The sequence below is a fragment of the Halomonas sp. 25-S5 genome (assembly GCF_029889845.1).
Lineage (GTDB): Bacteria > Pseudomonadota > Gammaproteobacteria > Pseudomonadales > Halomonadaceae > Halomonas.
The window spans coordinates 20940-34249 of sequence record NZ_JARANV010000016.1; the positions used below are offsets into that span (position 1 = coordinate 20940).

A 13310-nucleotide genomic window follows, 5' to 3' on the forward strand; every position below is an offset into this window, starting at 1 on the left:
CCTGCTCTCTCCAGAACCCCGCAAGGAGACCCGAATGCTGTCAGGTCTGGACCATCTGGTCATCACCGTGACCGACATTTCCCGTGCCGTGGACTTCTACTCACGGGTGCTGGGACTGGAAGTGCGCTACCGCGACCGCGAGCGCGTCGACCTGATGCTGGGCGATGTCGCCCTACGCCTGCACTGGACCGCCACCGACGTCACCCCGCGGGCCGCCACGCCCACGCCCGGCAGCCTGGATCTCTGCCTGCGTAGCCTGCTGCCGCTCGACGAGGTCCAGCGCCATCTGGAGGCGCTGGAGGTCGAGGTGGAACTCGGCCCGGTGGCCCGACAGGGCGCCACCGGCGAGATCACCTCGCTCTACCTGCGCGACCCGGACGGCAACCTGCTGGAACTCAGCCGCCCCGTGAAGCCCCGGACCGACTGAGGCCCGGTGGCATTGTCGTCCTCGACCGGTATGATTGGCGTCAGCGATTCGCTCTACGAGGACGCCCCATGAACGACCAGCTGCCACAGGACGACGACCGCGCCATTGCCAAACGGGGCTCCGCCCCCGACACGACCCTTCCCATAGTGGTGTACGTGCTGCACCTGGCCGGCATGATCACCGGCGGCCTCACCTCGCTGGTCGGCGTGGTGATCGCCTATGTCTACCGCGGCAAGGGGCCGGCGTGGCTCGACGAGCATTATCGCTACCAGATCCGGACCTTCTGGATCGCCCTGCTCTACTTCGGCATTTCCGGCCTGCTGACCCTGGTCCTCATCGGCTTTCTCACCTGGCTGGCCGCGGTGGTGTGGCTGGTGATCCGTTGCGTGAAGGGGCTCAAGGCCCTCAACGAGCAGCGTGCGCCGGACAACGTGGACAGCTGGTGGGTCTGATCCATGGCAAGAGGTGAGTCCAGCTGGAGTACCCTCCAGGCCCGTGCCATCGCCACCCTGTGGCGCCGCCTCGCCGGTCGCCGCCTCGCCACCCTGTGGCGGCTGGCCCGACTGGTCGGCCCGCTGGTGGAGCAGCTGAGCCGCCGGGAGCGTCGGGTCACCCGCACCAACCTGGCCGAGGTCTACCCCTCCCGCAGCCCGGCCGAACGTCGCCAGCTCTCCCGGCAGAGCCTGACTCACTCCACCGCCACCATGCTCGAGCTGGGCTTCGCCTGGATGGGCGACCCCGACCGCGTCGAGGCCTCGATCCTCAAGGTCCACGGCCGCGAGCTGCTCGACGAGGCCCGCGCCGAGGGGCGCGGCGTCATCGTGCTGGCCCCCCACTTCGGCAACTGGGAGGTGCTCAACTTCTGGCTCTCCGGCCACTTCCCCTTCACCGCCATGTACGAGCCCCCCAAGCTCGCCCCGCTGGACCCGATCATCCGCCAGGGCCGCGAACGCCAGGGGGCGAGCCTGGTGCCCACCAACTCCCGCGGCGTGGCCGCCCTGCTCAAGGCGCTCAAGCGCTCCGAGGCCGTGGGCATCCTGCCCGACCAGGAGCCCGACTGGGGCAGTGGCGTGTTCGCGCCCTTCTTTGGCCGGCTCGCCTACACCGCCACCCTGCTGCCCAAGCTGGTGGCGCGCACCGAGGCGCGGGTCGTCACCGGGGTGGCGCTGCGTCTGCCCGGCAAGGGCTTCGCCCTGCATTTCCTGGCCGCCGACGCGCGGGTCTACGACCCTGACGAGGTCACCTCAGCCACCGGCGTCAATGCCAGCGTGGAGGCCGCCATTGCCCTGGACCCGGCCCAGTACCAGTGGGAATACAAGCGCTACCGCAAGACCCCGGAGGAGGCCGAGGGCCGCCCCGACTTCAAGCGTTTCCGGCTCTATTGATCGCCACGGAGACCCGATAGCCCGCCTTGCCGGGCTGGCAATGGTGTCTCTTCCTGCTACAGTAGAACCTCGCTTGACGGGGTGCCGTTGAAGACGGCTGAGATCATGCGCTTTCGAGCATGGATCCCGTTGAACCTGAACTGGCTAGGACCAGCGTAGGGATCAAGCGACACGCCTCCATGGCACCCCACGCCTGGCGGCCCCTGTCCTCCCTGCTGTCCTCCCTGACAATCGCAAAACCCTCAAGGGAGAACACCATGAGCAAGACCGCCCGTTTCCTCGCCGAGACCGCCCGCGTCGACGCGGCCGCCGTCCAGCCGCTGCCCGGCTCGCGCAAGATCTTTGTGACGGGCTCACGCCCCGACATCCGGGTCCCGTTCCGCGAGATATCGCTCTCGCCCACCAGGACCTCCGGCGCCTATGAGGAGAACCCGCCGCTGCTGGTCTACGACACCTCCGGCCCCTACACCGACCCGGCGGCCGAGATCGACCTGCGCCGCGGCCTGCCCGCGCTGCGCCACGCCTGGATCGAGGCGCGCGACGATACCGAACTCCTCGACGGCCCCACCAGCGACTACGGCCGGCGCCGGGCCAACGACCCGCTGCTCGCCCCGCTTCGCTTCGACCTGACCCGCACGCCGCGTCGCGCACGCCCTTCACAAGACGGCCAGGCAGGGAACGTCACCCAGCTGCACTATGCCCGCCAGGGCATCATCACCCCGGAGATGGAGTTCATCGCCATCCGGGAAAATCAACGTCGACAAGCCCAGGGGACGGCAGAGGTGGAGCGCATCCTGGGCCACCAGCACCCCGGCGAGAGCTTCGGTGCCCGGCTGCCCGAAGAGATCACCCCGGAGTTCGTGCGCGCCGAGGTCGCGGCGGGGCGGGCCATCATCCCCTGCAACATCAACCACCCGGAATCCGAACCGATGATCATCGGTCGCAACTTCTTGGTGAAGATCAACGGCAACCTGGGCAACTCGGCGGTCACCTCCTCCATCGAGGACGAGGTCGACAAGATGACCTGGGGGATCCGCTGGGGGTCGGACACCATCATGGACCTCTCCACCGGGCAGAACATCCACGAGACCCGCGAGTGGATCATCCGCAACGCCCCGGTGCCCATCGGCACCGTGCCCATCTACCAGGCGCTGGAGAAGGTGGGCGGCGTGGCCGAGGACCTGACCTGGGAGGTGTTCCGCGACACCCTGATCGAGCAGGCCGAGCAAGGCGTGGACTACTTCACCATCCACGCCGGGGTGCTGCTGCGCTACGTGCCGCTGACCGCCAAGCGGGTCACCGGCATCGTTTCCCGTGGCGGGTCGATCATGGCCAAGTGGTGCCTCTTCCATCACCAGGAGAGCTTCCTCTACACCCACTTCGAGGAGATCTGCGAGATCTGCAAGGCTTATGATGTGGCCTTCTCGCTGGGCGACGGCCTGCGCCCGGGCTCGGTGGCGGACGCCAACGACGAGGCGCAGTTCGCCGAACTGGAGACCCTGGGCGAGCTGACCCATATCGCCTGGCGGCACGACGTCCAGGTGATGATCGAGGGTCCCGGCCATGTGCCCATGCACCTGATCAAGGAGAACATGGACAAGCAGCTCACCGAGTGCGACGAGGCGCCCTTCTACACCCTGGGGCCGCTGACCACCGACATCGCGCCCGGCTACGACCACATCACCTCCGGCATCGGCGCGGCGATGATCGGCTGGTACGGCTGCGCCATGCTCTGCTACGTGACTCCCAAGGAGCACCTGGGCCTGCCCAACAAGGACGACGTCAAGACCGGCATCATCACCTACAAGATCGCCGCCCACGCCGCCGACCTCGCCAAGGGCCACCCGGCCGCCCAGCGCCGTGACAACGCGCTCTCCAAGGCGCGCTTCGAGTTCCGCTGGGAAGACCAGTTCAATCTAGGCCTCGACCCGGACACCGCCCGGGAATACCACGACGAGACCCTGCCCAAGGACTCGGCCAAGGTGGCCCACTTCTGCTCCATGTGCGGGCCCAAGTTCTGCTCGATGAAGATCAGCCAGGAGGTACGTGACTATGCAAGCGAACATGGCCTGGACGGCGATCAGGACGCCGTCATGAAGGGCATGGAGGAGCAGGCCGAGAAGTTCCGCCGCGAAGGCAGCGAGCTCTACCGGGAGGTATAAGGCTCGACGCGGGCCTTGAAAACGGAATGTCCCGTTGCTACTTGGTAGCAACGGGACATTCTCCAAATGATATGCCGACCCGGGCGCCCGCGCGAGTCAGAACCGAAAAGTCAGGCCGAGGCTGACCGCCTCGAAGTCGATATCGGACGTGTCCAGATAGTGCATGTAGTCTGCACCGATGGCCAGGTTCGGTGTCACGTCATAGCTGGCACCGGCACCGTAGGAAACATCACTCTCGCTGTCCCTCGTCCCGTCGAACTCCACTTCAGTGGCCCCCAGCACACCATGGACCTTGAACTCCGGGGTGATCGGCAGCATGCCCTTGACATAGCCCCCGGCAAGATAGTCGAGGTTCGCCGGGCCATCGGACCCGCCGGTGCCCAGATGTCCCTCGATGGCCAGGTAATCGTTGAGTTCGACGCCACCACGTAACCTCACACCGACGCTGTCGAGGCCATCGCGGTACCCACGCCGGTCGAGCTCCCAGAACATGGCATCGACACCCGCATAGGTGGTCGGCTGGTAGGCCAAGGGCCCGCTCTGCGCCTGAACTGCCCCGGTGAAAAGCAGCGCTGCCAAGGATGCGGCGCCAATGACTGACGTCTTCATGGCCATCTCCCTTTGATTGGCTTGCCCACTTTGTCGTCGACGCCCGTGGTGCCTTACGAACCCATCCGGGCACTCACCTCCACGGCCATGTCAGGCCAGTACCGGCCCGCTGACGCGATGCAGACAGGTGGCTGCGGGACGGGCGCGGCATCCTCCAACGACAAGCGCCCCCGCTGGAAACCCGGCGGGGGCGCATTTCAGGGCATGGCGGCGTGGAACCTGCCCGGAGATCAGAAGCGGAACGTCATCCCGAGGCTGGCGGCGTCGAAGGTGTAGTTCGACTCGTCCAGGTAGCGCATGTAGTCGGCTCCCACGGCGAGGTTGGGCGCCACGTCGAACTCGGCCCCGGCGCCGTAGGAGAAGTCGCTCTCGTCATCGGTGTCGAAATCTACCTCGCTGAAGCCCGCCAGGCCGTAGAGGCGGAATTCCGGGGCGATTGGCAGGGTCCCCTTGGCATAGACGCCGGCCAGGTAATCCAGCTCGGCCGGGCCGTCGGAGCCACCGGTACCGAGATGGCCCTCGAGACCAAAATAGTCGTTGAACGCTACGCCACCGCGCAGGCGCAGGCCGGTGCTATCGAAGCTGCCACCTTCATCGGGGTCGAGTTCCCAGAACATGGCGTCACCGCCGAGGTACGGGCTCGGCTGGTAGTTCATCGGGCTGCCCTGGGCATGAGCGGTGGCCGCGGCCAGCAGCAGGGCGGCGGAGACGGCGGAAATCGTGATGGTCTTCATGGTGAACCTCCCAGTTAGGAAACAGTGTTTCCTTATACAGGATTCATTCTGGTACAGCTTCGACCAAAGTGCAAGATGTTCCGCCGCCAGCGCCCTGCCAGGGGAGAGGGAGACGGCAGGGTGCCCGGCATCAAGCCGTCCAGGTCACTGCATCCCGCACTGCAACATGCTAGATTCCCCTTGCCCGAGGGCCATTCGCCAGGCACCCCCTGGCCGCAACGCCCGCGCCCCCGACACCCCTGACAGGACGCGCCATGAACGACCCGATACTGGTACTCAACTGCGGCTCCTCGTCCATCAAGTTCGCCCTCGTCTCCACCTCTCCCGACCAGCCTCGCCTGGCCGGCCTGGCCGAGCGCCTGGGCGGCGAGGAGGCGCGTCTCACCGGGGTCGACGGCGCCGGCCATGAATTCTCATGCCCCCTGCATGGCGCCAGCCACACCGAGGCCATGGCGGCCATCTTCGAGCGCCTGGAGGGGTTGCACCCCGTGGCGGTGGGACATCGCATCGTCCATGGCGGCGAACAGTTCACCCAAGCGGCAAGAATCGACGATGTCGTAGTGGCGGCCATCAAGGCGACCACGGCCCTGGCCCCGCTGCACAACCCGGCCAACCTGGCGGGGGTCAAGGCGACCCTGGAGCTCTTCCCCGACCTGCCTCAGGTGGCGGTCTTCGATACCGCCTTCCACCAGACCCTACCCCCTCGTGCCTATCGGTATGCGCTGCCGGAAGGGCTCTATCGCAACCACGGCATCCGCCGCTATGGCTTCCATGGCAGCAGCCACGCCTATGTGAGTGCCCGGCTCGATGCCCTCAGTGGGCGGCTCCATGGCGGTTGGCTCATCGCCCACCTGGGCAATGGCTGCTCCACCTGTGCGGTCTGGCAGGGACACAGCGTCGATACCAGCATGGGGCTGACGCCCCTGGAGGGGCTGGTGATGGGCACCCGCAGCGGCGACGTGGACCCGGGCCTGCATGCCCACCTGGCCCGCCAGCTGGGCTGGTCGCTGGAGCGCATCGATACCCTGCTCAACAAGGAGAGTGGCCTACTGGGACTCTCCGGCCTCTCCAACGACATGCACCGTCTCGAACAGGCCGCCGCCGAGCATCATGCGGGCGCCGAGTTAGCCATCGAGGTGTTCTGCTACCGCGTGGCCAAGTCCCTGGCGGCCCTCTCCTGCACGCTGCCCCGCCTGGATGGCATCGCCTTCACCGCAGGCATTGGCGAGAATGCCAGCGCCGTACGCGCGCGGGTCATCGAACAGCTGCCCCACTTCGGCCTGCGGCTGGCCGCCAAGGCCAACGCCGCCACCGTGGGCGGCCGCGAAGGCCGCATCGACCTCGACCAGGGCGGACCCCAGCTATGGGTCATCCCCACCGATGAGGAAGGCCGCATCGCCGAGGAAACCCGCCAGCTGCTGCAGGAGCACCCGTATGACGCCACTTGATCACCGTCCCGAGCCCCGCAACCTGCTGCTGGTGCCCACCGACAGCGGCGTGGGCCTGACCTCGGCCTGCCTCGGGCTGATACGCGCCCTGGATACCCTCGGGCTCAAGGCCGGCTTTCTCAAGCCGTTCCGGCAAGACGAACTCAACGGCAACGGGCCGGACCGATCCTGTGCCCTGGCCACCAGCACCCTGGGCCTGTCGCCTCCCGAGCCGCTCTCCCAGGCACGGCTGGAGCGCCTGCTGCGCGAGGACAGCAGCGACGAGCTGATGGAGGAGGCCGTGGAGCGCCATGCCCGGGTCGCCTCCCCGGACGCCGGCCAGGCCCCCGAGCTGGTGGTGATCGAGGGGCTCGCGCCCAGCCAGCACAGCAGCTATGCGACCCAGCTCAATGCTCAGCTGGCGCATGCCCTCAATGCGCGCATCATCCTGGTCGCCGACGGTGACCTGAGCGCCCCCCAGGAGCTGGCCGAGCGGCTCGACATGCATGCCCAGGCCTTCGATGGCGTGGACTCGCCGCGCACCCTGGGCTGTATCCTGATGCGGCTGCGCCCGCTGCCGAACGGCGACAGCCACACGCCCCTAGCGGCCCCGGAGCTCACCGCCCAGCGTGACGCGCAGCTGATCGCCCGCCTGCGCCGCTACCTGCCGGCCCTGGGCGGCGAGCGCTTCCAACTGATCGGCGCCGTGCCCTGGCATGCGGCCCTCTCCGCCCCGCGGGTACTGGACGTCGCCCGCGCCCTGGAGGCACGCTTCCTGCACGAGGGCGAGGCCGCCAGCCGTCGTGTGCTGGGCACCAGCCTGTGTGCGCGTAGCGCCTCCCATGCCCTGCACGTGTTCCGCCCCGGCCGCCTGCTGGTCACCCCCGGCGACCGCGACGACATCCTGCTTGCCGCGGCGCTCGCGACCATGAACGGCGTGCCGCTGGCGGGCATCCTGCTGACCCATGGCGAGCTGCCGGATGAGGCCATGATCGAGTTCTGCCGCCCCGCGCTGCGCAGCGGCCTGCCAGTGATGGCGGTGGACTCCGACAGCTTCGCCACGGCCCAGCGCCTCGATCGCATGGCCAACGACATCCCCATCGACGACCCGGAGCGGGCCGAGCAGGTGACCCGCTTCGTCGCCGGCCACCTCGACCTGCAGTGGCTCAAGGAGAACCTCAGTCGCGGCTATCCAAGCCGTCTCTCCCCCGCCGCCTTCCGCCACCAGCTGGTGAAGACGGCGCAGCAGGCGGGCAAGCGCATCGTGCTGCCCGAGGGCAGCGAGCCGCGCACCGTGGAAGCCGCCGTGATCTGCCAGCGGCGCGGCATTGCGTGCTGTGTGCTGCTGGCCAAGCGCGAGGAGGTCGAGGACGTCGCCCGCCAGCGCGGCATCGAACTGCCCGAGGGCCTCGAGATCCTCGATCCGGCCGAGATCCGCCTCTCCTACGTCAAGCCGATGGTCAAGCGCCGTCCCGACAGGCTCAATGCGCTGACGGCCGCGTCGCAGCTACAGGACAACGTGGTGCTCGGCACCATGATGCTGGCCGAGGACGAGGTCGACGGCCTCGTCTCCGGGGCGATCCATACCACCGCCAACACCGTGCGCCCGGCCTTCCAGCTGATCCGCACGGCGCCGGGCTATCGGAAGGCATCGTCGATCTTCTTCATGCTGCTGCCCGAGCAGGTGGTGGTCTATGGCGACTGCGCGGTGATCCCGGATCCGGACGCCGAAGCCCTGGCCGAGATCGCCATCCAGAGCGCCCGCTCCGCCGCGGCCTTCGGCATCGAGCCCCGAGTGGCCATGATCAGCTACTCCACCGGCGAGTCTGGCAGCGGCGCCGACGTCGATAAGGTCCGCGAGGCCACGCGCATCGCCCGGGAGCGCGAACCGTCGCTGTGCATCGACGGCCCGCTGCAGTACGATGCCGCCGCCATCGAGAGCGTGGGCCGCCAGAAGGCCCCCGACTCCCCGGTGGCGGGGCGCGCCACGGTCTTCATCTTCCCCGACCTCAACACCGGCAACACCACCTACAAGGCGGTGCAGCGCAGCGCCGGGGTGGTCAGCGTCGGCCCCATGCTGCAGGGGCTCAACAAGCCGGTGAATGACCTCTCCCGTGGGGCCTTGGTCGACGACATCGTCTACACCATCGCCCTAACCGCCATCCAGGCCGCGCAGCAGGGCTGAGCGCGCGCCTCACCTTGGATCCGCAGCCCGGCGAGCCCAGGGTTGACCGCGTCGCTGGCCCGACACCGGGAATCGGAATATCCTCTGGAGACGAGCGGCCTGTTCACGACAGGCCCTGCCCCCCAACACGGAGAACGAAATGGCCGGACTGCTACCCGATGTCGACCCGGATGGACTGCTCGAGTACTCGGTGGTCTACACCGATCGCGCACTGAACCACATGTCAAAGAGCTTCCAAGGTGTGATGCGCGACGTCTCCTCCACCTTGAAGGAGGCGTACCACGCCCACTCGACGGTGATCGTTCCCGGCAGCGGGACCTTCGGCATGGAGGCCGTGGCACGCCAGTTCGCCAAGGAGCGTCGCTGCCTGGTGATCCGCAACGGCTGGTTCAGCTATCGTTGGAGCCAAATACTGGAGATGGGCAAGATCCCCTCCGAGGTCAGCGTACTCAAGGCGCGTCGCCTCGACGAGGATGACCCGACCGCGCCCTTCGGCCCGCCCCCTATCGAGGAAGTGGTCGCGTCTATCCATGACCAGCAGCCCGATATCGTCTTCGCTCCCCACGTGGAAACCGCCTCGGGCATGCTGCTGCCGGACGGTTACCTGCGCCAGATCGCCGACGCCATCCACGAGCAGGGCGGGCTCTTCGTGCTCGACTGCATCGCCTCCGGCACCCTCTGGATCGACATGCAGGACATCGGCGTCGACGTGCTGGTCAGTGCCCCGCAGAAGGGCTGGAGCGCCAGCCCCTGCTGCGGCATGGTGATGCTCTCCCGTCAGGCCCGGGAGATCATCGAGGAGACCACCAGCACCAGCTTCGCCTGCGACCTGAAGAAGTGGCTGTCGATCATGGAAACCTACGAAGCCGGGGGCCACGCCTATCACGCTACTCTGCCCACCGACGGCCTGCGCCAGCTGCGCGACGTGATGCGCGAGACCCAGCAATACGGCCTCGACAAGGTGCGTGACGAGCAGTGGGAGGTCGGGCGCCGGGTGCGCGAGATGCTCGCCGAGCACGGCTTTTTCAGCGTGGCGGCTCCCGGGTTCGAGGCGCCCGGCGTGGTGGTCTGCTACACCGAGGACGAGGGCATCGTCGGCAAGTTCCTGGCGGCCGGTGTCCAGGTGGCCGCGGGGGTCCCGCTGATGTGTGACGAAGGCGAGGACTACCGTGCCTTCCGCATCGGCCTGTTCGGCCTCGACAAGCTCCACCATCCGGAGCGCACCCTCGAGAGCCTGGAAACGGCCCTAGCCAAGGTGCAGGGCGCCAACGACTGAGTCGCCACACCACATCACCGGGCGCGGGTGTCGCGCCCGATCGTTCCTGACCATTAAAGAAAGCGGGGCGGCCATCTGGCCGCCCCGCTGTCGCATGCGCCGGGACGCCGCGGCTTCAGTAGCCGCCCATGCCCCGGGGCATGAAGCCCAGGTTGTTCTCCACCTCCGTCACGCCGCCGATGTTCTCCGCCGCGACCTGCACGGCCTGGCGCTGCTCCTTGCTGTCCACCAGCCCCCAGAGCTGCACCTTGCCCTCGGCCACGATGATGTTGAGCCGGTCGACCATCACCCCGGTGTGCTCGTCCACCTCCTTGAGGATGGCATCGCGGATCGCGCGGTCATCACCGCCACCGGCAGGCTGGCGGTTCACCGAGAAGCCGCGCAGCAGATTGGAACGGCTGACGATGCCCACCAGCTTGCCATCTCGCACCACCGGCACCCGCTTGATGCGGCGCTTCTCGAGCAGCGAGGCGATGCGGTGCAGCGGCTCGTCCTCGGTGACGGTGAGCGGATGCGGCGTCATGATCTCGCTGGCCTTGCGGCCGTGGCTCTTGACGTAGTCCACGGCATTGCCGCCGCTGAAGAGCTTCAGCCACCAGGACTTGTGCTGGTCGGTGTCGTTCTCGACCCGGCGCATCAGGTCCCCCTCGCTGACGATGCCGAGCACCTTGTCGTCGGCATCCACCACCGGCACGGCGCTGATGCCGTGTTCCAGCAGCAGGCTGGCGATCTCACTGACTTCACTGTCGGGGGTGACGGTGATCACGTTGGGGGTCATGACATCTGCGGCTTGCATCGACGTTCTCCAGCAGGTTCAGGGGCTTGTAGAACCAACATAGCAATGCCCTGTGCTCTTCGCCTTGATCCACGCCAAAAACTGTCAACGTAGCCCGGGGATACGGTCGAAGCCTGACAGCCCGGCAGGTGTCGGCGGCAGGCGTCATGCCGGCCCGCCTTCCGCGGCGAGCGTGCCATCGGTGATCACCTCGTCGACCTCCTCGAGCCCGGCGAAGCGCGCTGGCCGAATCACCCCCAGCTTGCTCTCGTCCACCACCAGCAGGCGATGCGCCGCGGTGGTGATCGCCGCCTGCTTGGGGAGCACCTCATGGAAGTGGAAGCAGCTCAGGCCCTTCTGCCGGTGCACGCCCGCCGCGGAGAGAAAGGCCTTGTTGATACCGAGGTGCCGGATGGCATCGCCCATCGCCTCGCTGGCGAAGGAGCGCGACGAGCCATGGTAGACCCCGCCCAGCAGGATCAGCCGCACCCCGGGCAGCACGCTCACCGCATCGGCCACGTTCAGGGCATAGGTCACCACGGTCAGCGACTGGTCGGCCGGCAGGCCAGCGGCCAGCGGCATCAGCGTCGTGCCGCAGTCGATGAACAGGGTGTCGCCGGGCTCGATGCGGCGGGCCGCCCGCTGGCAGAGCCGGCGCTTGGCCTCGGCATGGCGGTCCTGCTGGGCCGCCAGGTCGTAGACCGGCGCATAGCGCGGGTCGTCACTGCGCACCAGGTGGCCCCCCATCAGCCGCAGCCCGCCCTCCCCGGCGGCCAGGTCGCGGCGAATGGTCATCTCCGACACCCCGCACAGCACCGCGGCATCCTGCAGGCGCAGGCTCCCGCCGCGGGCCAGGGCATCACTCAGCCGGGCGCGGCGCCGGGCAGTGCGTTCGTTCATCTCCTGCGGCTCTCCTGAGGGCCCGATGATGGAAATATGTTAGAAAAATAACACTGAATGTTATAGATTTCACCTTACACTCATCCGCATGCCTGCCGCCCCAGGCCGCCCAGCCAGATAGGTGCCCCATGACCCTCCTCATGAGCCTGGTCGGGATGATGACGCTGATCGCCATCGCCCTGATCTTCTCTTCCAATCGCCGCGCCATCCGACTGCGCACCGTGGGCGGCGCCTTCGCCATCCAGGCCAGCATCGGCGCCTTCGTGCTCTACGTGCCAGCCGGCCAGACCGTGCTCGCCACCGTCTCCGATGCGGTCAGCCAGGTGGTGCTCTACGCCAATGACGGCATCGGCTTCCTGTTCGGCAGCCTGGCCGACGTCGAGTCCACCGGCTTCGTGTTCGCCTTCAAGGTGCTGCCGGTGATCATCTTCTTCTCCTCGCTGACCGCGGTGCTCTACTACATCGGCGTCATGCAGTGGATCATCCGCATCCTCGGCGGCGCCCTGCAGAAGGCGCTCGGCACCTCGCGCACCGAGTCGCTGTCGGCCACGGCCAACATCTTCGTCGGCCAGACCGAGGCGCCGCTGGTGGTGCGGCCCTTCATCGCGCGGATGACCCCGTCGCAGCTGTTCGCGGTGATGTGCGGTGGCCTGGCCTCGGTGGCCGGCTCGGTACTGGCCGGCTATGCGGCGCTGGGTATCCCCATGGAGTACCTGGTGGCCGCCTCCTTCATGGCCGCCCCCGGCGGGCTGCTGTTCGCCAAGCTGCTGATGCCCGAGACCGAGACGCCCGAGGACAGCGTCTCCGCCGCCGAGGAGCGACTCGAGGAAGAGGAAAACCATCCCGCTAACGTGCTCGACGCCGCCGCCTCCGGGGCCAGCTCCGGCCTGATGCTGGCCGCCAACGTCGGCGCCATGCTGCTGGCCTTCATCGGCCTGATCGCCCTGGTCAACGGCATCCTCGGTGGCGTGGGCGGCTGGTTCGGCATGGAGTCGCTGAGCCTGGAGATGCTGCTCGGCTGGCTGTTCGCGCCGCTGGCCTTCCTGCTCGGCGTGCCCTGGCAGGAGGCGACCCTGGCCGGCTCCTTCATCGGCCAAAAGCTGGTGGTCAACGAGTTCGTAGCCTACATCAATCTGGCGCCCTACCTGGACGGCGAGCAGGTGGTAGCCGCCACCGGGGAGGCCCTGTCCGGGCATTCCGCGGCGATCCTATCGTTCGCACTGTGCGGCTTCGCCAACCTCTCTTCCATCGCCATCCTGCTCGGGGGGCTGGGCAGCATCGCCCCCAGCCGCCGCCACGAGATCGCCCGCTTCGGCCTCAAGGCGGTGCTGGCCGGTACCCTCTCCAACCTGATGTCCGCCACCCTGGCCGGCTTCTTCATCGCCCTCGGGGCATGAACCGGCGACGCCGCGGCCCCGGCCGCGGCGTCA

Annotated in this window: 12 protein-coding genes and 1 riboswitch; of the genes, 8 read left to right on the forward strand and 4 right to left on the reverse strand. The window is 67.7% G+C overall.

Annotation, left to right across the window (positions count from 1 at the left end; genetic code table 11):
- The first annotated feature begins 34 nt into the window (after nucleotides 1-34).
- From OP498_RS12030 to thiC, 4 genes are all read left to right on the forward strand, one after another.
- Complete coding sequence (locus tag OP498_RS12030; protein ID WP_280547330.1) at nucleotides 35-427, forward strand: VOC family protein; 393 nt, start codon at nucleotides 35-37, stop codon at nucleotides 425-427.
- A 68-nt stretch (nucleotides 428-495) separates the two neighbouring features.
- The gene (locus OP498_RS12035; protein ID WP_280547332.1) at nucleotides 496-879 is read left to right on the forward strand and encodes a DUF4870 domain-containing protein; all 384 of its coding nucleotides are present in this window, start codon (nucleotides 496-498) and stop codon (nucleotides 877-879) included.
- Nucleotides 880-882: 3 nt separating this feature from the next.
- Nucleotides 883-1812, forward strand: coding sequence for a lysophospholipid acyltransferase family protein (locus OP498_RS12040; RefSeq protein WP_280547333.1), 930 nt, complete (start codon nucleotides 883-885; stop codon nucleotides 1810-1812).
- Between the two features lie 67 nt (nucleotides 1813-1879).
- Nucleotides 1880-1991: riboswitch (TPP riboswitch) on the forward strand.
- Between the two features lie 78 nt (nucleotides 1992-2069).
- Nucleotides 2070-3974, forward strand: a complete 1905-nt coding sequence (gene thiC, locus OP498_RS12045; RefSeq protein ID WP_280547334.1) for a phosphomethylpyrimidine synthase ThiC — start codon at nucleotides 2070-2072, stop codon at nucleotides 3972-3974.
- 96 nt (nucleotides 3975-4070) lie between these two features.
- Here the strand turns inward: thiC and OP498_RS12050 are convergent, their stop codons facing one another.
- Both OP498_RS12050 and OP498_RS12055 read right to left on the reverse strand, forming a co-directional pair.
- On the reverse strand, nucleotides 4071-4583 hold the full coding sequence (locus tag OP498_RS12050) for a porin family protein (RefSeq protein ID WP_280547336.1): 513 nt from the start codon (nucleotides 4581-4583) through the stop codon (nucleotides 4071-4073).
- A 230-nt stretch (nucleotides 4584-4813) separates the two neighbouring features.
- Entirely contained in the window at nucleotides 4814-5317 is a 504-nt protein-coding gene (locus tag OP498_RS12055; protein WP_280547337.1) for a porin family protein, read from the reverse strand.
- Nucleotides 5318-5571: 254 nt separating this feature from the next.
- On the opposite strand from OP498_RS12055, the gene OP498_RS12060 reads away from it, so the two are divergent.
- The 3 genes from OP498_RS12060 (at nucleotide 5572) to OP498_RS12070 (ending at nucleotide 10205) form a co-directional block, all read left to right on the forward strand.
- Nucleotides 5572-6765 (forward strand): acetate/propionate family kinase, encoded by a 1194-nt coding sequence (locus tag OP498_RS12060; RefSeq protein ID WP_280553687.1) that lies wholly within the window; start codon nucleotides 5572-5574, stop codon nucleotides 6763-6765.
- Nucleotides 6752-8929: a phosphate acetyltransferase gene (gene pta / locus OP498_RS12065; protein ID WP_280553689.1), complete on the forward strand. Its 2178-nt coding sequence runs from the start codon at nucleotides 6752-6754 to the stop codon at nucleotides 8927-8929. Before OP498_RS12060 ends, pta begins: the two co-directional genes overlap by 14 nt.
- A 139-nt stretch (nucleotides 8930-9068) precedes the next feature.
- A complete protein-coding gene (locus tag OP498_RS12070) occupies nucleotides 9069-10205 on the forward strand; it encodes an aminotransferase class V-fold PLP-dependent enzyme (protein WP_280547340.1) in 1137 nt (378 codons plus the stop codon).
- 115 nt (nucleotides 10206-10320) lie between these two features.
- Here the strand turns inward: OP498_RS12070 and OP498_RS12075 are convergent, their stop codons facing one another.
- Entirely contained in the window at nucleotides 10321-11001 is a 681-nt protein-coding gene (locus OP498_RS12075; protein WP_280547341.1) for a CBS domain-containing protein, read from the reverse strand.
- 144 nt (nucleotides 11002-11145) lie between these two features.
- Entirely contained in the window at nucleotides 11146-11880 is a 735-nt protein-coding gene (locus OP498_RS12080; RefSeq protein ID WP_280547342.1) for a DeoR/GlpR family DNA-binding transcription regulator, read from the reverse strand.
- A gap of 128 nt (nucleotides 11881-12008) precedes the next feature.
- Between OP498_RS12080 and OP498_RS12085 the strand changes: the two genes are divergently transcribed.
- Nucleotides 12009-13277 (forward strand): NupC/NupG family nucleoside CNT transporter, encoded by a 1269-nt coding sequence (locus tag OP498_RS12085; protein ID WP_280547343.1) that lies wholly within the window; start codon nucleotides 12009-12011, stop codon nucleotides 13275-13277.
- Nucleotides 13278-13310: the final 33 nt, after the last annotated feature.